Consider the following 22,301-nt stretch of genomic DNA (forward strand, 5'->3'; position numbering starts at 1 on the left):
GCTGCCGATGGCAGCCTTCTTTTGCTAAACCGTAACTGTCTAACAGTCTAAGAAGACGTTTATGATAAAAATCAAATAACATTAAAATAAATAATATCCAATTAATGAGTATATTAATCATGATGAGTGGTGATTAAGGTGATTCAAAGATTACGTGGAATGAGTTTCAATAACGGGATTGCATTTTTGATTCGCTCACTGCTGCAAAGAACGATTATTCGTACGATCTTATTATCGTATCTGGGCATTAATGTGTTATTGCTCGCTACTCTTGGGCTGCTGTCCGTCCGTGATTCTACGGCTGCGCTGACTCAGGAAATGACGCAATCCAGTTTTAAAATAATGGAGCAGGCTGCTCGGGGGTTAAGCTTTAATTTTGAGGAAGCGACCCGTCCGCTAGTCCTCATGGCAGGTCACTATTCAGTCATCTCGTTAATGGCATACGGCGACAAGATTTCGATCGAAGAGCGAATTCAGCATGAGCGGAACATAGCCGATCTGGCATTTGGTGTAACTTCGTTTCAATCGTTGATTAGCGATATTTTAATTCTAGGAAAAAATGGTTATATCAACAATCTGGATGGTCGCAAAACGCTCCGTTGGGATTATCCTTTCACTAACCAACCATGGTTTCAAGAAGCTGTTTGGGCAAATCCGAATAAGGGCTTCGTAACACTAGGTCTCCATAAACAAAATTACTATGTAACATCGAGTATTTCCAAATATAATCAACCTACCCTATCGATTGCGTTTCCGGTGACAGATAGCATGAGAACGACCGTCGGCGCGGTCATCGCTAATTTGGATTTAAACAAAATTAACTCGATGTTCGAACTTAGCTCTTATCAAAAAAATGAAAATATTTTTATGGTGGATGAAAATAGAACAATAATGGTTCATAAAAGTAAGGAGTCTATAGGCCAAATCTTATTTTTCCCAGGCATTGCTAACATTTACAAAGAAGATTCCGGAAGTTTCATTTCTACAATTGAGGGAAGGGAGCAGCTTGTCATTTATCACACAACCGCGGTGAAAGGGCTGCGCATGATCTCTACGATTCCAATGTCGGAGATTAGTAAGCAATCCTCACAACTCAGATCGAACCTTATCGGATTTCTTTATCTTTTCCTCATATTGAATGCGCTTACGTCAGTCTTGATGACCATTCACATTGCTCGTCCCTTTAGGCGGCTGCTGTCCACGGTTGATAGTACGGGAGAAGACAGTCTCTTCGTCGTTCCCAAAAATTACAAATATCAGGAGCTGAACGTAATTGGCAACAAATTTAAGGAATTAGTTAACAGGATCGAACTTCTGGTTAAGCAAAATTATGTTGCGCAAATCGCAATGAAGGAAGTAGAGCTTAAAACACTGCAGTCGCAAATCCATCCGCATTTTCTGTTTAATACGCTTCAACTTCTACAAACAGAAATCGTCTGCGGCCATACAGAGGACTCCAACCATTTGGTGCTTTCGCTTAGTAATTTACTGAGGTATTCCATGCGGCGATCAGATGAAACCGTTGAATTGAAACAAGAACTGCAAAACGTCAATGATTATTTGTTTATCATCAACCGCAAATATGACAATCGAATCCTCATTCAGACCCATATTCCGAATCCTGCTGTACTGAAATGTCAAACGGTGAAGCTAATTCTACAACCAATTGTTGAGAACGCCATTCTACATGGCTTTAAGGAGAATCCGCAAGGTGCGAAGTTATCCATCCACATTGTATCTGTGAAAAAGGGCGTTTTGATCGAAATTAAGGATAATGGGGGCGGTATGACGAAAGACCATTTGAGGGTGCTTGCTTCCAAGTTAGAGAATACAGAATCTTCAGAAGGAAGTATCGGTTTATACAATGTTAACCAGCGATTAAGGTTAAAGTTCGGTCCTGATTATGGTCTTAGGATTCGAAGCGTGCAACATTCGTTTACAAGCGTATACATTGTACTTCCTGATCGATAAAAAATAAATCCTTTGAACGCGAGGTGTTCCACATGAAATTGATGATAGCTGATGATCAAATGTCACTTCACACTTTTTTGGATAAAATGATGGACTGGGCGTCTCTAGGTATTACAGATATTCTGCATGTCTACAACGGGGAAGAGGCAGCCGCGCAGGCGGTTACTTATAAGCCCGACATTCTTATCATCGATATCCGGATGCCTATCCTTGATGGACTTGGTGCACTTAAACAGCTGCAATCGATGGATAAGCGACCGAAGAGCGTCATTTTGAGTGCCTATGATCAGTTTGAATATGCGAGGGATGCGCTCCGGCTTCATGTTTTCCAATATCTCCTAAAGCCAGTGGATACACGATTATTGGAGAATGTGATTATTGAGCTTGTACAAGAGATTCATGCAGAGAACCATTTGCTGATTACAAACTGCTTGGACAAGGCTGCGCATCGCATTCCTTTATCCAATACAGATCTAATCATCCTGAGGGATAGTTTTCAATTGTTGGGAATTACTCGGTATGCTGTATGGACAGTATCAGGTAACGTGCCTATGCCGGAGTTCCTTTCGGATAAGTGCATGTCAAGTATAGATGTTCAGAACGAATTGTTTTCGTTTAAATCTACAATCAGTAGTGAAAATAGGATTATTTGCTTCGGGATGAAAAAGGCTTATAACTACGAATATCTCATGGAACTCCGTGAATCTTTGTTGAAAAAATGGGGAGAAGAAGCGCCTGATCGTATCCTGAGCATTGGTATGAGTCGTATCGAGACGAATATCGAAGAACTTTCTTCGGCAATTAACGTTAGTGCGCATGCCGCCCAAACAAATCTTAACCAATCCGGAACATCTAAGCTTGAACATACCGTGCGTAAAATCAAAGCGTATGTGGAATCGAAAGTAGATGATGATCTTTCTTTACAAACCGTTGCTGATCAATTCCAAATCGATAAGTATCAGCTAAGCCGTATTTTTAAACAGGAAATTGGCGTCAATTATTGGGCTTTTGTCACCAAAATAAGGATGCAAAAAGCAGCACATCTCTTGCTGGAGACAAGTTGGAAAAATAACAGCATAGCTGAACGAATTGGCTTTGTAGATGAGAGTCATTTCAGCCGGACATTTAAGAAATATTTTGGCGTAACACCGAAGGAATATCGATCATCCCAAATCGTGGACAAGGATGCATGATGAGTTAGGGCGTGCAACAATTGACAAGAAATCGTGCAACAATATGAATTCAAACAAGGGCTAGAAAGGGGTTACAATCAGATTGTAAGTGCTTTCAAAAACCGTTACGGGGGTATGTAAAGATGAAAAAAGTATCGAAGTTGACCATGGTTGGGCTCGTCAGTTTGTCTGTGATCGCAACAGGATGCAGCAGTGGTACGAGTTCTGATGCGAACAGTAACGGGGGGAATGCTGCTAAAGGATCCGAAAAAGGAGTAAAGCTAAGCCTTCTTTCCTGGAATAACGAGAAGGAGATGAAGCCAGTCATGGATGGTTTTATGGCGCAAAACCCGAATGTCTCCTTTGACTTCCAGACGGCTCCTCCAGTTAAAGATTATATTGCCAAGCTGCAGACTATGTTATTGTCTGACTCTGCAACAGACCTTTTCATTATCGCGGCCGAAAACCGCAATGAAGTCATTGACGGGGGCTATGCGTTGGACTTAACGAACCAGCCATTCGTCCAAACAATGCTTGACGGCAATAAGCCGATGCTCAGCAAGAATGGGAAGGTATATGCTTTTACACAAACGGGCTGGGTTGGCGGATTATTTTACAATAAAGCACTATTTAAGAAAGCTGGGATTGAGCAGGAGCCTCAGACTTGGAACGAGTTCATAGAAGCTTGCAAGAAGCTAAAGGCAGCAGGCATCATTCCATTTTATGATAACATGCAGGATGTCACGATGATGCATGACGGACTATTCGCAAATTTGACACTCTCGGGTGATCCGAATTTTGATGAGAAAATATTTAAAGGCGAAAAAACGTTCGAACAAGGCTGGACAGAGCCGCTTAAAGCGTTCAAGACAGGCCTTCTCGATAATAAAATCTTAACAGCAGATATGATAGGCCTGACTGGCGACCAAATTGTTAATGAATTCGCATTAGGGAATGTGGCCATGTTTACTGGCGGTCCATGGAGTATCAATACGATCCAACAGGCGAACCCGAATCTTGCATACAGCATGATGGCGATTCCGGGACCAAAACCAGGGGGCAATTACTACGCTGGAGCGCCAGGCGTTGGATTCGCAGTGAACAGCAAAACGAAACGCAAAGACGAAGCACTAAAATTCATCGAATACTTGGCTTCGCCAGAAGGTCTGAAGAAGTTCGAGGAAGGTACTGGAGCCATTATTACTGCAAAAGGATATGAGAGTAAGGTTCATCCCTCGATTGAGAAGGCATATAAGGAAGGACTGCTACAAGGGAAATTCTATCTGCCTATGGTTTCATGGTCCCGCAATCAAGAGGCATTACGGAATCAGCTGACCATCTCCACACAGGATATGGTTGTCGGTAAAATCACGCCAGAGGATGCGGCCAAATCTCTCGACAAGAAAATGAAAGAAATGGACAAGAAATAAATGGTCAAATTCATGCGGCAGTTTCAATATCAGGTTTTTCTAATTCCGATCTTGTTCTTCTATACCTTGTTTACGATATACCCGCTCATCAAGTCTTTTTTACTCAGCTTAACTAATTTTAACGGCTATACCAAAGTCTACAACTTCGTTGGATTTAAAAATTATACGAAGATTTTCTTCGACGACGCGATTGTTTCAGGTCTTTCCTACACACTTTTCTATGCCATAGCAACGACTGTTATTATAACACTCTTAGCTATACCGTTAGCTTTAATCCTAGATCAGAACTTTCTCTCAAAAAATGTGTATCGGGCTATCTTCTTCTTTCCATCTATCCCTAGCGGGCTGCTTCTAGCTTATATTTGGGGATTTATACTTGCTCCCATCTCTTCAGGGGTGCTTAACAAAGTGCTTAAGACCTTGTTCCATCTCGGTCCTCAACCATGGCTGTCTGATCCTTTGCTCGCCAAACTTTCGACGGTTGTTGTATCCGTTTGGGCGGGAACAGGGTGGCACGCTGTGCTGTACTTAGCCTTTCTACAGTCAATTCCCAAAGACTATTTCGAAGCCGCATCGATCGATGGTGCCAGCAAGTGGCAGCAGATTCGCCATATCACCCTGCCACTGCTTGCACCGGCCATGACGGTTAGTGTCATGCTGCTGTTAACCGGAGGACTGAAGGTATTTGAAATTCCGTTTGCACTGACGAAAGGCGGACCTGGCTTTGAAACGTATACCATCACACAAGTCATTGTTCTTCGGGGTATTTCTGAAACCAATTACGGGCTTGCATCCGCCATGTCCATTATTTTCTTCCTCATCGTGTTGGTTCTGACTTATTTCCAAGTGATGTGGATGCAAAAGCGGGAGGATAAGATCCAATGATGGTCACGAACAAACGCAACTGGCTGCTTGATATTTTGATGCTTCCCGTAGGGATTATGACCTTTTTTCCATTCTACCTAATCATCGTCAATACCTTGAAGAGCACTCAGGAAACGGCAAGAAGCCCAATGAGCTTGCCTCAACGTTTGGATTTTTCTAATTATGTCAAAGTATTCAAAGAGACTGATCTTCTGCGCAGTTTCGAAAACAGTCTGATTTTAACCGTTGTGTCGGTCCTATTCATGGTGCTGATCGGCGCTATGGCGGCGTATCCCATTGTTTTTAATCCGAACAGGCTTAATAAATGGATCACAACCTATTTACTAGCCGGATTTCTCATTCCGTTCCAAACGACGTTGATTCCATTGTTTGAATTGATGACAGACTTTCATCTGACGGATAAATTGTCGGGGCTGATATTACTCTATATGGGCGGTTCTGTTTTCGTATTTTTTCTGATGACGGGTTATATGAAGACGATTCCTCGCGAGTTGACGGAAGCTGCAATCATTGATGGATGCAGCATTGGGGGGATTTTCTGGAGAATCATCCTGCCTCTGCTGAAGCCGATTACGGTAACGAGTATTATCTATCAAACGATGTGGATCTGGAATGATTTCCTGGCTCCGATGCTGTTTCTTAATTCACAGAGTAAAGCTACACTTGTTCTACAAATTTATAAAGCCAAGGGTGAATTCTCCGTGAATTGGCCAATGTTTATGACGCTAACGGTGATTGCCCTGATTCCGATCTTTATCTTCTTTATTTTGATGCAAAAGCAAATCGTGAAAGGCATTGTTGGTGGAGCTATTAAAGGTTAGAAAATGGAAAATTATAGAATGACAAGCTTCTAAAAGCGAGATTCATTTCATTTTATCAAAACCTACATTAAAAATAATCATCAATAATCCGGTATAGGGTACCGACATGAGCAGGCCGAATAATGGTTTGCGATAATGAATACGCAGCATGATAAACATGATCATATCGAATAATGAGGACCAAAGTAGGTTCCATCCGTTATGATACGTTATTGATCCACATTTTACAGATACAAATTCAAGCAAAACAAAAATACCAGTGAAAAGGATGATGTAATAAGCTTGGGAAAGAAGTTTGCGATGTCGCGGGTAGTTCGACAAGTATACCCAAGTCGATACAGGCATGCCTATCAGAATAAGCAATAGGATCGGAATCGTTGCAACAGGAAGACCATTCGGCTCCATTTGCCAAAGTTGATATTGATAACAGATAAACTCATATAGAGCATTACAAAGCGCAGCAAAGAGGAGTGTTGGATAGTACTTCTCCCAGTTTCGGTCCGCAAACCGAAGAGCTACTAGTAACCATAAAACCGAGTATATAATCGCAACCAAGGGGTTTCGAGCTCCTTTGTTTATGTTAAGTCCTTATTATTCCAATTAACCCATCGTTCATACAAATTCAATGAAGTCATTTTGTAAAAGAGGCCCACTCTCATAAGAGAGCGGGCCTCTTTTTTGAGTTAGTGATTACCATTTTTGTATTAAATTTCCTCCAAGAGAACGTGGTTTTTCCTTATTGTAACAAATTTAGGTGGTTTGTCAGAGAAAAAATATTTCGTTTACAAAAAACTGTCATACACTTAATGATAGCGCGATAAACTTACTATTACACACAAAAAGTGCCGCAAGGAGTTGACAGTCAATGGCTCTAATCACCCATGTTAATGTATGTAATACAGAGAATGAAATTTACTGCTGTCTTCGTAATAAAATTGTGAAGCTTGATGATCAACAGAAGGAGCAATTTTGCAATGGATGTAAAATGTTTGCCGGTGATGCCGATGAACATGGTCTTGGTGTATCCTGTGTATGGGAAGATGTACGTGTCGTTAGCAATCCGCATATCGCTGTGGACCCGCTTGAGGAGTTTATTCATAATCAAATCCGCCAAGTGCCGCCCGAGGGTCCGGTCATATTTCTATATACAACAGAATGGTAAAACACATCCTCTTTGATTTTGATGGGACACTGGTCGATTCTAGAGCATTGCTTGTTAAGCTTTATAATGAAATGGCCGTGCAGTATCAATTTCGCAGGATTCGAGATCAAGACCTTGCGATTCTGAGATCACTTTCGATCTCTGAGCGGGTGGATCGTTTAGGTGTTCCGGTACTCCAAATTCCAAAGCTAGTAACGGCCGGAAGACAGCTCTATCAAGAGAATATTCGTACACTACACATTGTACCTGGGATGAAAGAGGTTATTGCCAGAGTTTCGTCACAAGGGATGAAAAGCTCCATTCTCTCTTCCAATTCCGAGGTAAATATTCGTCAGATTCTTAAAAATAATAAGCTGGATGGCGCGTTCAAGGAAATCATTTCGGCTAAACATATTTTTGGTAAGCATCATTCGATTCGCAAAGTAATGAAACAATGGGGGACTTCCCCCTCGCGGATGATCTATGTTGGAGATGAATTAAGGGATATCGAGGCTTGCAGGAAACTAGGCGTACCCATAGTTGCCGTTACATGGGGCTATGACTCGCAGCATTTATTGCTCAGCGGAAAGCCCGATTACTTAGTAAACTCTCCCGGAGAGCTGCTAAAAACACTTCTGTCCTTAACCTGAGTGGAAGGATAAAAGAGGGAGCAAATAGCTATCACAGACAGAGTCTGAGGTAGTTATTTGTGTTTGCTTGTTGTAAGAGCTATTGGCAACATTCGCAGTCGAGTGGTGTCATCATGTAAAATAGATCTTATGAGGTGATATTTGCGGAAGGAGGCGTCTAATGTTATTTTATCTCATCATATTTGTAGTGACAGCCGTGGATCAAATTACGAAGGTATGGATTCGGTCTATCCTAAAAGTAGGCGAATCTATGCCGTTTTATAAAGACATCATTTCGTTTTCGCATTATCAAAATAGTGGAGCAGCAGGCAGTACGCTGCAGGGCTCAGCTCGTTATTTAGGAATTCTTGCAGTTGTAATTATTGCTGTTATTTTGTATTACCGGAAAAAAGGAAGCTTTCAAGGATTCTTCAAAGAGTGTGGTGCCGCATTTTTCGTGGGCGGGGCGATTGGTAATGGAATCGAACGATTATTATTTGGCAAAGTGACCGACTTCATCGTGTTTCGCTCTGGCAATGGTGTGATGAATTTGGCTGACTTAGCCATTAATTTGGGTGTAGTGTTTTTTGTACTGGATATGTTGCTCTCTTACAGGCATAAATTGCTTCCAAAAGAGAAAAAATTTCAATAAACATAGGTATATTAAACTATATAGGTAGATCTAAAGTACCATTTGTGATATCCTTCAAATAGACGGTTTTTGATCGAGAAGACGTTAAACTGGGGGATGGTCACATGAGGCCGGATAAACAGATATTGATTGATGAATTTTTTGCAATGATTCGAAAATTGACGCGTACGGGTGCTGATATTATGTTAGTGAGGGATTTCTTCTGGAAAGCTTCCGAAATCCGTTCATTTATCCCTCCAACGGTAGAATTCATGACAGTTCTTAAAACGTACAACGCTGTCTTATTTCATGAATTCCGAAAATCACTTGTACCTAATACAAGTATGCATATGCTAGCGAATGTCCACATGGAAGCGGGAGAAGCGCTCATTAGTTTGGGGATTACGAGTTTGGAGCAGCTTCAACTAGCCGTAAGAGGAAAAGTAGCTGTGAGTAGTAAATAAAGTTAAACCAAGCGACGACACTGTCTCGCTTGGTTTTTTTGTTTGGTTACTCATCTTTCTTCTGCTGCAGCGCAGCCATCAATTTGTCAGCGAGCGAGTTGCCCAGCTGGGTTTGATCGGAAAACTTCTCGATCAGCTGACGGTTCGCTTTGGCAGAGGCGCGACGGCCACCGCCGGTTGATTCGTTATCTATTTTCTCCACGACGTTGCAAGGACGGCATTGGAAATACTTGCCGGATTTGCCGGTGTGGATCTCCATTTTCTTATGACACTGCGGGCAGCGGTGGTTGGTCAGTTGTCCGTCAGCTTCGCGTTTATAGGAGCATTCTCGGCTGGAACAAACGAGGTAACGACCTCGTTTCCCCTTCACTTCTTGAAGAAACTCACCGCAATCCGGGCATTTGCTGCCTGTTAAATTATGCGGCTTATAGGCCGCAGAGCTTTTCTTGACCTCATCGACCAGCTCGGCTGCTTTTTTGCGAATGCCGCTTAGGAATTGCTCCATGCTTCCTTTGCCTTTGGAAATGCGTTCAAGCTCCAGCTCCCAACGTGCTGTAAGCTCAGGAGAACGCAGCTCCTCCGAAGCAAGCTCTATAAGCTGAGTGCCTTTGCCAGTCGGAATAAGTAAGGAGCCTTGACGTTCGATGGTGTCGGAAGACACAAGCTTCTCAATAATATCAGCGCGTGTAGCGGGTGTGCCCAGGCCCCATTTTTCCATTTGAGAAAGCAAGGAGGCCTCGTTGTACCTAGCAGGCGGTTTCGTCTGGCGGCTTAATTGACGGGCGTTACGGACGGTTACGGCGTCTTTTTCAGCAGCCTGGGGCAATAACTGAGCAGAGTCGTCATCCGACTCTGCTTCTTCCCGATCTGGATCGGTGAAATCAGTGGCTCCATACACGTCCTTCCAACCGGCTTGTTTAACTACTTTACCTGATGCATACAGCTTCTCCCCGGCTATTTCCACAGTCAGCTTGGTTTCATCATAGCGGCAGGGACCGCAGAATAAGGCTAAGAATCTCCGCAAAATGAGATCATAGAGACGTCGTTCGTCTGCACTTAAGGTAGCGAGTGAAATGGCTTCTCCGGTTGGAATAATCGCATGGTGATCGCTGACCTTGGAATCGTCTACAATGCGTTTCGTAATCGTTAAGGGTTTACGAATAAAAGGAGCCGCTAGCGCTGCGTAGGGGCCAATAGCTGCGCCCTTAAGTCTGCCAAGCAGGGTCGGCACCATGTCCGAGGTCAAGTAACGTGAATCCGTGCGCGGATAGGTGACCAACTTGTACTGCTCATACAATCTTTGCAGCACATTCGACGTTTGCTTGGCAGAGAAACCAAATTTGCGGTTAGCATCGCGCTGCAATTCGGTTAGGTCATAAGCAAGCGGATGCGGAATCTGCTTTTCGGTTTTTTGGACGTGCAGGATTTTGCCACTATGGCCATGCAGCTTCGCTTTTAAGGCATCTGCGCGCTCGCGGTCAAAAATGCGCGTATCGCCTGTTTTGGGGTCTCGCCACACCACGCGGAAAGAGCCCAGATCGGCTTCGATCAACCAATAGTCGACGGACCGGAAATCCCGGATTTCCGCCTCGCGGTTGATCATCATGGCTAGCGTTGGCGTCTGCACACGCCCAGCAGACAAGGACGCGCCGAACTTGCTGGTCAGCGCGCGGGTGACATTCAGGCCGATCAGCCAATCGGCCTCGGAACGGCAGACGGCTGCTTGATACAGCCGGTTGTAGTCCGTGCCAGGCTTCAGCTGCGCGAAGCCTTCGCGAATCGCTTGATCCGTCTGCGACGAGATCCAAAGCCGTTTGAACGGCTTCTTCCAGCGGATCAGCTCCATAATCCAGCGCGCGACGAGCTCGCCCTCGCGCCCCGCATCCGTCGCAATGACCAGCTCTGCAAGGTCCCCCCGACGGCTAAGCTGTTCGATCGCACGGTACTGCTGCGATGTTTCCTTCATCACCTTAAGCTTCATGCGTTCAGGGATGATAGGGAGATCTTCCAGGTTCCATGTTTTGTACTTGGGATCGTAATCGTCGGGCTCGGCAAGGGTGACGAGATGGCCAAGTGCCCAAGTGACGACATATTTGGCACCTTCATAATGGTGTTTTTGCTTTTGGTTGCAGCCAAGGACACGGGCAATTTCTTTGGCGACGCTTGGTTTTTCGGTGAGTACAAGAATTTTCATAGGGAAAATGACCTCATTTCTGCTTACAAATTAGCATAAGCGAAAAAAGCACGCTTTTCAATGCGCTGCATCTCGAAACAGAAGCTCAAATCTATTCAAATGAGAGCTTTTTTAAGTTGAAAAAGGAGAAAATTGTCTGTTCTTGTCCTAATATAAGGGTATAATGAAGAAATAAGGGATGAGGAGGAGCAAAAAGCTTAATGAAACCGATGTATGCTTATTTTTCAAATCAAACGATAAAAATGAGGTTTCAATTATGGATTGTTGTTGTCATTGTGACACTAGCCTTTTCAATTATTGTCCCTTTTTATTTTATAGAGAAGAAAAATCGCTTAGATGAAGCTGGAAATCAATTAAAGCAAGTGATTGCCTTGCAAAGCTTATATATCGAAAGATGGAATCAGGAAAAACTGGATACGATTACACGATTCGCCTTATCCGACCATGCAAAATTTCATGAAATAGGCGAACTGAAAAGAGAATTTCAAGATTATTCAAGAGTGAATTCTGAATTCTTGTTGATTAGTTACGTAGAAAAAGATGGCTATATTCGTTCGGATGCGGATCCTAGGATCCAGATGTATGTCGGAGATACACTTTATTTTAAACGTGCGCTTGAGAAGAAAAGCTTTATCTCCGGCGTTATTCTATCTAAAGATTCAGGGAAACCCGTCATAACGTTCTCTGCTCCCGTGCTTGGCGACCATAATGATTTCAAAGGTGCTGTGCTAGGCGTAGTAACGCTGGAAATGCTGAATAGTTTAATGAAGCAGCTAAGCTTTGGTGAAACTGGGGAAGTCTATGTGTTGGATTCGGACGGGTATATTGTCACAGCCTCAAGTAATACAAGCAAAAGCGAAGAATTCGTCAATGTCCCGATGAAAACTGAAATTATTCAAAGAGCCAAGACAGGCAGCACTTCAAATGATTCCTACATCGGATTTCGCGGTGAAAAGGTATATGGTCAGTATAAATGGTCTACGGGAAAAAGCTGGGTAGTCGTAGGTGAGATCACGCAGAGAGAAGTGTTTCAGAAATTAAATCAATTAAGTATTGCGATTATTATCATTTCGCTTATTGCACTTATTTTCAGTATCGGTGCTGCTGTTACGATTGCTTCTAGAATTGAGAGACCGATTCGATACTTGCTACGCGGTACCAAAATTATTCAGAACGGGAACTACGACTATCAGATTGATGCGGAAAAAATTAAAATGGCTCCGATTGAATTGCGGCAGTTGGTCAATACATTCAACATAATGTCTGATAAGCTCAAGAAGAATATTTCTCTATTGGAGCATTCCGCATTGGTGGATCAACTGACTGAGATTCCTAATCGCCGTTATATGATGCAAGAAGGAAATAAACAGCTTCAAGCCTGCATTGCTGCTGGGCAAATGTGCTCCGTGATGATGTTCGATATTGACCATTTTAAGAAAATCAATGATACCTATGGGCATTTGGTGGGTGATCGTGTCCTTCATCGCGTTGCTTCTATACTACAGCGGCATTCGGGAACAGATACGATTGTTGCACGCTATGGAGGCGAAGAGTTTATCCTACTTGCCCTGCGTAAAAATGCACAAGAAAGTGTAAGCTTGGCAGAGGATTTGAGACGACATATCATGGAAGAACCATACTCGGATGAGCAGGTTACTGTACTACTAACAGCGAGCATAGGCATAGCAGAATATTCTCCTACACTGGAGTTCGGTACGATTGTGCTTGAAGATATGGTTTCTAGAGCAGACCATGCGCTCTATCGCGCGAAATCCAGTGGACGAAACAGAGTAGAACTAGATCGATGATGGGTATTGATCTAGTTTTTTTGTGTATAATTTGATGGTCAGAAATTGGAGGGTTTGGTGTATAATAGTCAGAGAGTATTTGAATTACCAACATTTAGGGGGTTTACCATGCAAAACGCATCGTTAAGGCCAATGGGAATTGGAAGAATATTAGATCGCAGTTTCCAGTTGTATCGTAAGCACTTTGTGACACTGACAATTATCATGCTGATCTTGTATGGTCCATTTTACTTGCTGCAGCATTTGCTTACGTATCAAGAGACGGCAAGTACGTCATCATCCCTTCTTGAACAGATTCGCAGTGGAGCATCCATGCAGGATTTGTTTGGATCTGGTTCTTTCATGCAAAATAATCCGACACCGCAAGACATAGGGAAGACACTCCTCTTGGTGTTGGTATTAATTCCAATCCTGATTTTTGGCCTTATGCCAGCTTCCGTTGCTTCTGTCTTACATCTGGTTAAAGCAAGCCTCTTCGGCGAAGAAACACCGGGAGTCGGGGAGCTATTGCGCAAATCGTTCCGTCGATTTTGGCCGTTAGCAGGAAGCACGTTCTTGGATGCTCTTATCATGTTTGGCATATACATAGGTCTCGCTATTATTATTGTCATATTTGCTGTCGTCTTTGCGATAGGTGGAAACTTATCCAGTTCGGTAGGAGGTTTTGGTGGAGGTGCGGTGGCACTATCCATTATCTTCTTCATCATCCTTGGTCTTGGAGCCATTTTCACCTTTTCCTATTTTTTCATTCGCTGGTGCTATTATTTGCCTTTTGTTGCAATGGGTGAAGAGTCTGTTGGACTAGGCCGCAGTTGGAAATTGACCCGCAAAAGCTTTTGGCGCTTATTTTTGATGTACTTCGTACTTACGCTCATTTTGTATCTTTTCCTGTTCGTCATTCAATTGATTATTGCTGCAATCTTTGGATTAGGACTAGGCGCTCAGTTATTACAAAGTTTAATTTCAATTCTAGTCATGTCTCTATGGTTTCTGCCTTATGCAGTAAGCTTCTTCGATCTCAAGGTTCGCAATGAGGGTCTGGGACTTGAATCGTTGATTGAAAGCACCATACAAACTTCTCCAACTGAACCAGCGGAAGAACTGGAGCCGTTTGATACTTTTGATGATCTTCGTCCGATAGACTTGGATAAAAAGAATGATTAATGCAGCTTTAGCGACTTCTTTGCAAGAGGATAAAGAGCAATTAAAACAAATCTTAAATCAAAGCGAATACACGGCTTATGAGGTCAAAGAAAACAGCTCGTTTTGGGCATGGTTGAAGCCGCTTTTTCGAAAAATACGGGGCTTGCTGCCAGATTTTCAAGTTTCTGATTCGGTAACGGACTGGCTGACCATTGGTGTTGTCGTTATACTTCTTGGTATTGCTGCATTCGCGATTTATTGGTTCTTGAAACAAATGATTTGGCAAAAGAGGATCCGCTCTGACGCTTACTTGCCTGTAGGAGAAATAAGCCGTTCTTATCGCTTCTATTGGCAGCAAGCAGCGGAACTGAGGGGAACTGGGTACTTGCGAGAGGGTGTACGCGCTGTCTTTCTGTCGCTTCTGTTCTTTATGGAAGCTAAACGTATGATTCGTGTGGAGACATGGAAGACGAACTGGGAGTATGCGGAGGAGCTGGAAAGTTCAGCTTCATCCCTAGTCCCTTTGTTCCATGATAGCTCGCTTTTATTTGAGCGTATATGGTATGGCAAGGAAGTTGTAACGAAGGAGCAGTTCACTTTCATGTATGAACAGGTTGCCCGTGTTATCAGCAGGGAGGAGGGCTTTGCACATGAGAGGGCTGAATAAGCTGCATGTGGGACTAGCACTCAGCATCCTGTTATTTTTCGCATTAGGCTACTGGCTAGTGAAGCCAAAGCTCCCAGACCAACCTCCATATCTGTCTTTTTCGGCGGATATAGACGGCACGAAAGCTTGGAAAGAGCTGCTGAGTACGAAGCAGAAGGCTGTAAAGGAATGGCGTCTTAACTGGAAAAACCTACCTAATGGTGAAGCGATGCTGTTGGTTGCCTTACAGCCGGTTGGTGTGACCAAGGCCGATCGTGAGGAGCTTCTGGGTTGGGTTCGGAAGGGTAATGATGTTGTTCTGTTTGATCGTAATCCCGAGGGGTGGGGGCCATGGGGGACTGAATTGGTGGCGGAAAGTACGAAAAAAAGTACGGATGAAAGTACGGAAGAAAATACGAAAGAAAGTACGGATGAAAGTACGGTTGAAAATACGAAAGAAAGGGCATCTGTCTCGACGATTAGGGTCTCGACGGATTATACGCCAGCAGAGGGGCTGCTTACGGGGCGGGTTGATACACCGTACCGGCTTAAGCCCGGTGAAAACGGGCGGGTGCTGTTCGAAGATGAACACGGCGTGCTCGCCAGCCGTATGGAAGACGGTTCGGGCAGCATCACCGTGGTGCTGACCCCGAATTGGATGCAGAATGGGACGATTGATCAGGAGTCCCATTTTGAACTGATCTGGCCGCTGTTCGCGAAGTCCTGGGATGTCGTGTGGGTCGATGAGACCCATCACGGCTTCGGGACGAAGCCCGGACTGCTTGCCGTCTACCCCGCGTGGCTCGTGCTCGCGAGCGTGCAGCTTGGTCTCGCGCTGCTGCTGTGGCTCTGGCTGCGCGGCAAGCGCTTTGGCCCCGTCCACACGCCGCGGGCGTGGACGGTTCGCCGCGGCGACGAGGGCGTGCACGCCGTCGCCGCTTGGTACGAGCGCCTCAGCTACCAGCACGAGGCGCTTGCTCACCAGCAGCTGTTCCTGCGGCAGCTGCTGCATCAGCGCTGGGGGCTTAGCCCCAGCGCAAGTGCTTTGCAGGCCGCGGAAGCTGCGCGCGGCCGTATGTCTGAGGCGCAGGCGGCGCAGCTCGCGCGCCTGCTGGAGGATCCGCCTGCTAGCGGCGGCTCTGAAGGGCCCCGCGCAGCGAAGCAGCGGGGCGTGAGCACCCAAGCGTTCGTGCAGCGAACGCGGGAGATGGGCGAGATGATCGCCTACTTGGAGAAGGAGTGAGCGCAATGAATGAATTAATCCAATCGATGGAGCAGCGCTTGTTCGGGCAAAAGCTGAACATAAGGCTGCTCGTCACCGCCCTATTGGCTGGCGGCCATGTACTGCTTGAAGGTGTGCCGGGTCTAGGAAAGACCAAGATGGCGCGGACCCTTGCGGAATTATCAGGCGGCGACTACCGCCGTATTCAATTTACACCAGACCTGATGCCCGGTGATATTACGGGCAGCGTCATATATCATATGCAGGATCATTCATTTACTACGATTCAAGGTCCTATTTTCACGAATGTTCTGTTGGCTGATGAAATTAACCGTTCCGGACCGAAGACACAAGCGGCTCTGCTAGAAGCAATGGAAGAGCGCCAAGTAACGATTCAGGGGAACACGTACAAGCTGCCAAATCCTTTTTTTGTCGTAGCTACCCAAAATCCTGTCGAGTACGAAGGTACCTATCCACTTCCGGAAGCACAGCTCGATCGTTTCTTGTTCAAGCTTGTGCTTGATTATCCTGGTGAAGAAGCAGAAGTAGAAATTCTTCGCCGTCATGTATCGTTCGGGCAGCATCAAGAGGAGTCACTCGCGGCCATACTGACCCCAGAACGCATCATGGAGCTGCAGCGCAGGCTTTCCGATGTGGTTGTGGAGGAATCCTTATTCACTTATATTGCCACTATTATTCGCAAAACCCGCGAGTCCAAACGCGTACAGCTGGGAGCCAGTCCCCGGGCGGGAATTGCCGTGCTGATGGCTAGTAAGGCTTGGGCCTTACTGGATGGTCGAACGTATGTGACGCCAGATGATATCAAGCTTGTAGCGCGACCTGCGCTGAGGCACAGACTGCTGTTAACACCGCAAGCGGAATTGGAGGGCGGAACAAGTGACCACATCATCCAAGAGACGCTCGGCTCTATTCCGGTTCCTCGATAAAGTCCTGCTTGAGGATTTTATCCTGCCAACGAACCGATTCATTGTACTCGTAATCGTAGGTGCTGTTGTGACCTTAATAGCCTCAATATTTGATGCCGCCCTACCTGTATTCTGGAGCTGGAATGCGCTGCTCTGCGTGCTAAGTGGCGTTGAGCTTATGCTGCTTCCTAAACGCAAGAGCTGGGGAATTCGTCGCAAACTTCCGGAGCAGATGGATGTCAGAAGCAGCTTTGAGGTGGGTCTTGAGCTTGAATCTGAGGAGCAGCAATCCGTTCACGTTGAATTAATGGATCATTTGCCCCAAACATTTCGTATGGTCCGCAACCATTTGAGCGGCGCGTTTCGAGGAACTGCTGCCTCCTTCTTTTATACAACGTTGGCTCTCGAAAGAGGGGAATACCTCTTCGAACACGTCTATATACGCTACTCTGGAGGCATGGGTCTTTGGAAGAAGCAAGTGCGATTGAAACAAGTAGATAAGATTGATATTTATCCTGATTTATCTCAGGTCCGAGGTGTACTAGGTGCTGTACAGGATGCCTTAATATTAGAAGGCCAGCGACTATTCAAAAAACAGCGCAGCGGCTCCGAATTCCACTATATCCGTGATTATGTGCAAGGAGACGACATTAGGCATATCAATTGGAAAGCGTCTGCTCGCACGACGAAGCTGATGACGAATCTTTTTCAGCCGGAAAAAGGGAAGATCGTGACCCTCGTACTGGACTGTGGTCGGCAAATGGCTATTGAGCTTGAGGGACAAGTGAAGCTTGATCGGACACTGGAAGCTGCATTAACACTTGCTGCGGTAGCTCTTAAACAAGGGGATCAAGTAGCGTTAATTGCTTACGCGAGCCAAGTGAAAGTCTACGTACCAGCTGGAAAAGGGCTTCCCCATCTTCAGGAGTTAACGAGGGCAGTTTATGATCTGCGTACGGATTTCGTGGAGTCGAACACACAGATTGCCTTCTCCCATGTGCTGCGTTTTCTGAAAAAACGCTCGCTTGTCGTGCTATTTTCCGATATGGAAAGTTATCTGTATGATCAAGAGTTATTGCCTTATGTGCAGCGACTGCGCAGAAGTCACCATGTGCTGCTCTTGTCCTTGCAGGATCCGCTTCTTCATCAATGGGTACGTATTCGTGCTGAGGATAGCCGCCAAGCTTATCGGCAAAGTATTGCCCACCACTTTACGACAGACCGTTACGCCTATGTAACCAAAATGGCCGGCCAAGGCATCCCGGTGATGGATGTCCCTGCCGACCAACTGACGCTTAGCGCCGTTAATGCGTATTTGGATTTGAAATCGCGAGATCGTTTATAGCGTTAATTGTTTCTGCTTAGATGATTTGCTAATGCCATATCCGTAATAGAGTGCGAGTAACAATAAAGTCACTCCGGCAATGAGATATTTAACCTCAAGCGACATCGTGGACGGTGTAATGTAACCTTCGATAATCCCTGCAATGATGAATAAAGGAATGGTGCCGATGAGGAGCTGGGCGGATTCCTTGGCTGATTCCAGAAAGCGCAGCTTGCGCGGATAGGGTCCTGGAACGAAGAAACGGTACCCCATATATAAGCCGGCGCCGCCTGCGATGAAAATAGCGGTAAGTTCAATAATGCCATGCGGTAATATGTAGGCCCAGAATACATAGCTTTTCCCGGACTGCATGAAAACAGCAGCTAACGCTCCTACAATAAGGCCGTTGCTTATCATTAAATAGATGGTCCCGATCCCAAGCGTTACACCGCTTATGAAGGCGAGAACGGCGACCCGAATGTTGTTCGTCATGATAGCTGTTGATACGAGTGGGGAGTGCAGGTCGCCGCGTGGATCGGCAGTTTTGGCAGGGTCAATACTATCGGCCATTGCCCCAGGAATGATCATGGATAGATTTAATGGATCGTTCCATACGGACAGGAAGCCGAGCAGCCCGCCAAGCAAAAATAAGAAAAGGGCAAAGCCCACAAATAGACTTCTCACGCGTATTAGCGATGGAAAGTAGTGGAGGAAAAACTCCTTCATCTGTTTACTGCTTTTGTTATTTTCTTTATACATCGCATTGTGAGCTTGAGATACGAGATGATTCAAATATAGGGTTGTTTCATGTGTAGGCATGTGAGTTTGTAAGGTAGCAAGATGAGCGGATGCGACTTTGTAAAGTTCAGTGAATCGATTCACATGGCTGGCCTGCAAACTGCTCTTCCGTTTACTAAGCTGAATCAGCAGCTGCTCAAGCTCTGTCCATTGCGATTTATGTTCTCGAATAAAGCGCGAGATATTCATGGGGGGACCTCCTTAGAGTTTTGCTTTAGCAAAACTTGCATCGTAAGCATAATCTCTGAGTTTTGCTTGTTCATTTTAGCATATCAATGACATTCGTTACCATAATTTTGAAATATAAGGAGATGCTATGAACGAGTCTCTGGATAAAGAACTAACCGTCGTTACACCTGAGCAGGTGCAATTGCAATTTCATACCGCAGGCATTGGCAGCAGGGCGATAGCGCATCTACTTGATTGTTTAATTTTGCTTGTGATGAATGGCCTATTATTCTTATTCGCTATTTTGATAAGCAGGTTATATTCGGGTGACTGGCTGCCGGCTCTTGCTGATTATTTGATCGCGATTGCCATCATTTTTTGGATTGTAGTGAACTTAGGCTATTTCGTTTGCACAGAAGCCTTCCTGGGAGGGCAAACACCCGGGAAAAGAATACTAGGACTACGCGTGCTTCAAAATAACGGGCAGTCGGCAACCTTATTATCGATCTTGATTCGTAACTTGTTTCGTCTGCTGGATATAATGCCAACTTTCTACTTCATTGGTGCAGTCAGTATCATCTTTAATTCAAAAGATAAGCGCATCGGTGATATGGTAGCCGGAACCATTGTTGTGATTGAAGCTCGTTTTGAGCGAATGAAACGTCGTCAACATATCGATAAGGCAATCTCCAAAAAGAATTTCCCCATACTCACCGTGGAGATAGAGGAAGCCAAAAGACAAGAGATCACTGCGATAGACTGGCAGCTTTTACAAGCCTGGGTCGAGCGAATACCGACGATGCATCATGTAAGATTACAGGAGTTAGCCGTACCCATTGCTCAACATTTTGTTAAGAAGCTAGAACATGACCAAGGGTTTACACGGAATTCTGCGGCATACTTAGCCCAGCTTTATGAGAAGCTGAGAAATGATTGGGAAGTTTAAATAGGACAGCTCATATGTCAGATAGGCGCATATTTGCTACTGTTAGCTCAGATTTCTGAGCTTACTTCAAAGTAGAGGCTCCATATCGACGTGTACACGCCTTCCTGTTATGATTAAAGGCGTTAATTATAAACACACTAAAACATGTTGGGGAAAGTAGGTTTTATATCATGATCGATCATATTGTACTTGTAAAATTCGGTGAAACAACGACGCAGGAGCAGCTCCAAGAAGTCGTTAATAGATTTAAAGCGTTAAAAAAACATCTAACAGGCATAGTAGATATTCAAGCGGGAATTAACTTTTCAGAAAAGAACAAAGGCTATCAAATTGTTTTATCTGTACGGTTTGAGGATAAGGCAGCTCTTGAAGCTTATGGTCCAAATCCGGAGCACCAAGCGGTTGCTGCATATATTAGAGAAGTAGGCAGAGTCGATAGTTTGATTGTTGATATTGAAATTTAATGAAGATAAAAACTGCTGATAGGGATTCGTCCTTAAAGAGTGTACTACTAATCCTATTTATAAATCCGGTTTTAAATGATACATCCCTCGGGCATACACTCGAATAAACAACTCAATACTAACCCACAGTTTATCTAAAGAACATTTTTTAAATACAGCCGGGATAAGGGTACAGGAGAATCCCATGCTACCGCATAGGATGATGATAGGTTTATGTATAATGAGGACAAAAGGACGGAAAACACGGGGTGCTGCAAAAATGAGCGAAGCAAATAAGGCGGCAGACGACGTCAACTTGCCCCCTTTCCTAGGGAGAACCGTTAAAGCCAGCGACATAAACGGGAACCAGGTGATTGGCCAGTTAAAGGCGATCAATAAAGATCATCTGACGTTGTACGACGCCGTTTCCGGGTGGATTTTTCTTCCAAGACACCAGTTGAAAAACATGACTGTCAGCGTAACGGACGACCCTAACAGCCTTTCATTAGAAAATTTGCAGGACAAGACTCTTCCTGAAATGCTGATGCTCCTAAAATATCGTCCCGTGCAAATTAGGCAAAACGATGCCGAAATCCTGCAAGGCTTGCTTGTCGAAGTGGGAGACTACCATCTGGTTTTGACCCGGCATAATGAAGTCGTATATGTGTCAACCGAACATATTTTAAGCATCCGCTACGGGACGAACGACAACGGGGTATCCTACCAGCCTATCGCTTTGCAATCTGAAGCTTTCGATTCACTGAGCACTCAAAGCGTCTCGAAAGATGAACCCATTCAGAGACTGGATGCTGGCACTGGCACAATAGAAGCAATGCCTGTATCAGCCGAAGGGGAAGCTGATGATGGAGCAAGCAACAACAACCAAGAAATCGACGGAAACTCTAACTATACCCCTAACTATACCCCTAACTATAGCCCCAGTTACCAGGCCACAACCGTATCCCAGGTTTCCGAATCGCAATCGTATCAAAACGTATACAGCCCGATAACCAATTCGAACAACGAGGGCTTAAATCAGTGTGAAACCCCTATCAACTCTTCCCAAACGAAACTCGTACACAAGGAAGATGGGAGCACTTCTTCAAATAGGAAAACGATGAAAAAAAAGAAGCCCGCTCTTTCGCGTCGCCGCAAGCGTGCATCCAAAGGAAGAAAATCGAAGACCCCGTATTCCAAGAAAAGAAACGTCATTTGCAAGCGAAACAGAAAGCAGCCTGTCAAACGGCGGCGGCTAAACGCAGCTCGCTCGGTTATTTCAAAAACCGATTCAAGGAAAGCTTAGTTGATCACACTGAGGGCGTAACCCTTTTTCTCCAGAGGAAAGAAAGACCTGAGCCGCTACCTGATAAGAAGACATGTGCTTGCAGAATAATTTAACTACCTCATAATTGAAATGTCTATCTCCGTTCCCCATGATATGGGACATGAACCCTTGCGTTCTCCGTATGATCTAGATAAATAAAGAAGCCTCCAGCCCCAGAAAAACTGAGGGGTTGGAGGCTTTCTTTTCCATAGAAG

21 protein-coding genes are annotated in these 22,301 nt (G+C 44.8%); 18 read left to right on the plus strand and 3 right to left on the minus strand.

The window, feature by feature from the left end:
• The first annotated feature begins 138 nt into the window (after positions 1 to 138).
• The 5 genes from QFZ78_RS27740 to QFZ78_RS27760 all read left to right on the plus strand — a co-directional run bounded on the left by QFZ78_RS27740 (position 139) and on the right by QFZ78_RS27760 (position 6,279).
• Entirely contained in the window at positions 139 to 1,971 is a 1,833-nt protein-coding gene (locus QFZ78_RS27740; RefSeq protein ID WP_307552290.1) for a cache domain-containing sensor histidine kinase, read from the plus strand.
• A 32-nt stretch (positions 1,972 to 2,003) separates the two neighbouring features.
• Entirely contained in the window at positions 2,004 to 3,164 is a 1,161-nt protein-coding gene (locus tag QFZ78_RS27745; RefSeq protein ID WP_307552292.1) for a response regulator transcription factor, read from the plus strand.
• A 122-nt stretch (positions 3,165 to 3,286) separates the two neighbouring features.
• Positions 3,287 to 4,573, plus strand: coding sequence for an ABC transporter substrate-binding protein (locus QFZ78_RS27750; RefSeq protein WP_307552294.1), 1,287 nt, complete (start codon positions 3,287 to 3,289; stop codon positions 4,571 to 4,573).
• Complete coding sequence (locus QFZ78_RS27755; protein WP_307552296.1) at positions 4,574 to 5,458, plus strand: carbohydrate ABC transporter permease; 885 nt, start codon at positions 4,574 to 4,576, stop codon at positions 5,456 to 5,458. It abuts the gene before it with no gap.
• A complete protein-coding gene (locus tag QFZ78_RS27760) occupies positions 5,455 to 6,279 on the plus strand; it encodes a carbohydrate ABC transporter permease (RefSeq protein WP_307552298.1) in 825 nt (274 codons plus the stop codon). Before QFZ78_RS27755 ends, QFZ78_RS27760 begins: the two co-directional genes overlap by 4 nt.
• A 42-nt stretch (positions 6,280 to 6,321) precedes the next feature.
• Here the strand turns inward: QFZ78_RS27760 and QFZ78_RS27765 are convergent, their stop codons facing one another.
• Positions 6,322 to 6,834 (minus strand): CBO0543 family protein, encoded by a 513-nt coding sequence (locus tag QFZ78_RS27765; protein WP_307552300.1) that lies wholly within the window; start codon positions 6,832 to 6,834, stop codon positions 6,322 to 6,324.
• A 310-nt stretch (positions 6,835 to 7,144) separates the two neighbouring features.
• Between QFZ78_RS27765 and QFZ78_RS27770 the strand changes: the two genes are divergently transcribed.
• The 4 genes from QFZ78_RS27770 (at position 7,145) to QFZ78_RS27785 (ending at position 9,144) form a co-directional block, all read left to right on the plus strand.
• The gene (locus QFZ78_RS27770; RefSeq protein ID WP_307552302.1) at positions 7,145 to 7,441 is read left to right on the plus strand and encodes a hypothetical protein; all 297 of its coding nucleotides are present in this window, start codon (positions 7,145 to 7,147) and stop codon (positions 7,439 to 7,441) included.
• Positions 7,435 to 8,070 (plus strand): HAD hydrolase-like protein, encoded by a 636-nt coding sequence (locus QFZ78_RS27775; RefSeq protein WP_307552304.1) that lies wholly within the window; start codon positions 7,435 to 7,437, stop codon positions 8,068 to 8,070. The genes QFZ78_RS27770 and QFZ78_RS27775 overlap by 7 nt, the downstream gene beginning before the upstream one ends.
• A gap of 160 nt (positions 8,071 to 8,230) precedes the next feature.
• On the plus strand, positions 8,231 to 8,701 hold the full coding sequence (gene lspA / locus QFZ78_RS27780) for a signal peptidase II (protein WP_307552305.1): 471 nt from the start codon (positions 8,231 to 8,233) through the stop codon (positions 8,699 to 8,701).
• A 104-nt stretch (positions 8,702 to 8,805) separates the two neighbouring features.
• Entirely contained in the window at positions 8,806 to 9,144 is a 339-nt protein-coding gene (locus QFZ78_RS27785; protein ID WP_307552307.1) for a hypothetical protein, read from the plus strand.
• 46 nt (positions 9,145 to 9,190) lie between these two features.
• Here the strand turns inward: QFZ78_RS27785 and QFZ78_RS27790 are convergent, their stop codons facing one another.
• Positions 9,191 to 11,338: a DNA topoisomerase III gene (locus QFZ78_RS27790; protein ID WP_307552309.1), complete on the minus strand. Its 2,148-nt coding sequence runs from the start codon at positions 11,336 to 11,338 to the stop codon at positions 9,191 to 9,193.
• 200 nt (positions 11,339 to 11,538) lie between these two features.
• On the opposite strand from QFZ78_RS27790, the gene QFZ78_RS27795 reads away from it, so the two are divergent.
• The 6 genes from QFZ78_RS27795 to QFZ78_RS27820 all read left to right on the plus strand — a co-directional run bounded on the left by QFZ78_RS27795 (position 11,539) and on the right by QFZ78_RS27820 (position 18,428).
• On the plus strand, positions 11,539 to 13,146 hold the full coding sequence (locus QFZ78_RS27795) for a sensor domain-containing diguanylate cyclase (protein WP_307552311.1): 1,608 nt from the start codon (positions 11,539 to 11,541) through the stop codon (positions 13,144 to 13,146).
• A gap of 108 nt (positions 13,147 to 13,254) precedes the next feature.
• A complete protein-coding gene (locus QFZ78_RS27800) occupies positions 13,255 to 14,310 on the plus strand; it encodes a DUF7847 domain-containing protein (RefSeq protein ID WP_307552313.1) in 1,056 nt (351 codons plus the stop codon).
• A complete protein-coding gene (locus QFZ78_RS27805) occupies positions 14,303 to 14,956 on the plus strand; it encodes a DUF4129 domain-containing protein (RefSeq protein WP_307552316.1) in 654 nt (217 codons plus the stop codon). Before QFZ78_RS27800 ends, QFZ78_RS27805 begins: the two co-directional genes overlap by 8 nt.
• The gene (locus QFZ78_RS27810) at positions 14,940 to 16,178 is read left to right on the plus strand and encodes a DUF4350 domain-containing protein (protein WP_307552317.1); all 1,239 of its coding nucleotides are present in this window, start codon (positions 14,940 to 14,942) and stop codon (positions 16,176 to 16,178) included. Before QFZ78_RS27805 ends, QFZ78_RS27810 begins: the two co-directional genes overlap by 17 nt.
• Before the next feature lie 5 nt (positions 16,179 to 16,183).
• Positions 16,184 to 17,104, plus strand: coding sequence for an AAA family ATPase (locus QFZ78_RS27815; protein ID WP_307552319.1), 921 nt, complete (start codon positions 16,184 to 16,186; stop codon positions 17,102 to 17,104).
• Complete coding sequence (locus QFZ78_RS27820) at positions 17,055 to 18,428, plus strand: DUF58 domain-containing protein (RefSeq protein ID WP_307552321.1); 1,374 nt, start codon at positions 17,055 to 17,057, stop codon at positions 18,426 to 18,428. Before QFZ78_RS27815 ends, QFZ78_RS27820 begins: the two co-directional genes overlap by 50 nt.
• On the opposite strand, the gene QFZ78_RS27825 is transcribed toward QFZ78_RS27820, so the two are convergent.
• Positions 18,423 to 19,394: a stage II sporulation protein M gene (locus QFZ78_RS27825; RefSeq protein ID WP_307552323.1), complete on the minus strand. Its 972-nt coding sequence runs from the start codon at positions 19,392 to 19,394 to the stop codon at positions 18,423 to 18,425. The genes QFZ78_RS27820 and QFZ78_RS27825 overlap by 6 nt on opposite strands.
• A gap of 127 nt (positions 19,395 to 19,521) precedes the next feature.
• Here QFZ78_RS27825 and QFZ78_RS27830 point away from each other — a divergent pair, with 127 nt between their 5' ends.
• The 3 genes from QFZ78_RS27830 (at position 19,522) to QFZ78_RS27840 (ending at position 22,065) form a co-directional block, all read left to right on the plus strand.
• On the plus strand, positions 19,522 to 20,319 hold the full coding sequence (locus QFZ78_RS27830; protein WP_307552324.1) for an RDD family protein: 798 nt from the start codon (positions 19,522 to 19,524) through the stop codon (positions 20,317 to 20,319).
• A 170-nt stretch (positions 20,320 to 20,489) separates the two neighbouring features.
• Entirely contained in the window at positions 20,490 to 20,783 is a 294-nt protein-coding gene (locus QFZ78_RS27835) for a Dabb family protein (protein WP_307552326.1), read from the plus strand.
• A gap of 259 nt (positions 20,784 to 21,042) precedes the next feature.
• Positions 21,043 to 22,065: a hypothetical protein gene (locus tag QFZ78_RS27840; protein ID WP_307552327.1), complete on the plus strand. Its 1,023-nt coding sequence runs from the start codon at positions 21,043 to 21,045 to the stop codon at positions 22,063 to 22,065.
• The last annotated feature ends 236 nt before the right edge of the window (positions 22,066 to 22,301 follow it).

The sequence above is a fragment of the Paenibacillus sp. V4I5 genome (assembly GCF_030817255.1).
In the GTDB taxonomy this organism is placed as follows: Bacteria; Bacillota; Bacilli; order Paenibacillales; family NBRC-103111; genus Paenibacillus_E.

What these genes read in the sequence shown, in the direction of transcription:
- QFZ78_RS27805 (WP_307552316.1), top strand. Translation starts at nt 14,303, where the DNA reads ATGATTAATGCAGCTTTAGCGACTTCTTTGCAAGAGGATAAAGAGCAA.
- QFZ78_RS27770 (WP_307552302.1), top strand. Translation starts at nt 7,145, where the DNA reads ATGGCTCTAATCACCCATGTTAATGTATGTAATACAGAGAATGAAATT.
- QFZ78_RS27795 (WP_307552311.1), top strand. Translation starts at nt 11,539, where the DNA reads ATGAAACCGATGTATGCTTATTTTTCAAATCAAACGATAAAAATGAGG.
- QFZ78_RS27810 (WP_307552317.1), top strand. Translation starts at nt 14,940, where the DNA reads ATGAGAGGGCTGAATAAGCTGCATGTGGGACTAGCACTCAGCATCCTG.
- QFZ78_RS27840 (WP_307552327.1), top strand. Translation starts at nt 21,043, where the DNA reads ATGAGCGAAGCAAATAAGGCGGCAGACGACGTCAACTTGCCCCCTTTC.
- QFZ78_RS27755 (WP_307552296.1), top strand. Translation starts at nt 4,574, where the DNA reads ATGGTCAAATTCATGCGGCAGTTTCAATATCAGGTTTTTCTAATTCCG.
- QFZ78_RS27830 (WP_307552324.1), top strand. Translation starts at nt 19,522, where the DNA reads ATGAACGAGTCTCTGGATAAAGAACTAACCGTCGTTACACCTGAGCAG.
- QFZ78_RS27785 (WP_307552307.1), top strand. Translation starts at nt 8,806, where the DNA reads ATGAGGCCGGATAAACAGATATTGATTGATGAATTTTTTGCAATGATT.
- QFZ78_RS27790 (WP_307552309.1), bottom strand. Translation starts at nt 11,338, where the DNA reads ATGAAAATTCTTGTACTCACCGAAAAACCAAGCGTCGCCAAAGAAATT.
- QFZ78_RS27750 (WP_307552294.1), top strand. Translation starts at nt 3,287, where the DNA reads ATGAAAAAAGTATCGAAGTTGACCATGGTTGGGCTCGTCAGTTTGTCT.
- lspA (WP_307552305.1), top strand. Translation starts at nt 8,231, where the DNA reads ATGTTATTTTATCTCATCATATTTGTAGTGACAGCCGTGGATCAAATT.
- QFZ78_RS27775 (WP_307552304.1), top strand. Translation starts at nt 7,435, where the DNA reads ATGGTAAAACACATCCTCTTTGATTTTGATGGGACACTGGTCGATTCT.
- QFZ78_RS27745 (WP_307552292.1), top strand. Translation starts at nt 2,004, where the DNA reads ATGAAATTGATGATAGCTGATGATCAAATGTCACTTCACACTTTTTTG.
- QFZ78_RS27815 (WP_307552319.1), top strand. Translation starts at nt 16,184, where the DNA reads ATGAATGAATTAATCCAATCGATGGAGCAGCGCTTGTTCGGGCAAAAG.
- QFZ78_RS27800 (WP_307552313.1), top strand. Translation starts at nt 13,255, where the DNA reads ATGCAAAACGCATCGTTAAGGCCAATGGGAATTGGAAGAATATTAGAT.
- QFZ78_RS27825 (WP_307552323.1), bottom strand. Translation starts at nt 19,394, where the DNA reads ATGAATATCTCGCGCTTTATTCGAGAACATAAATCGCAATGGACAGAG.
- QFZ78_RS27835 (WP_307552326.1), top strand. Translation starts at nt 20,490, where the DNA reads ATGATCGATCATATTGTACTTGTAAAATTCGGTGAAACAACGACGCAG.
- QFZ78_RS27760 (WP_307552298.1), top strand. Translation starts at nt 5,455, where the DNA reads ATGATGGTCACGAACAAACGCAACTGGCTGCTTGATATTTTGATGCTT.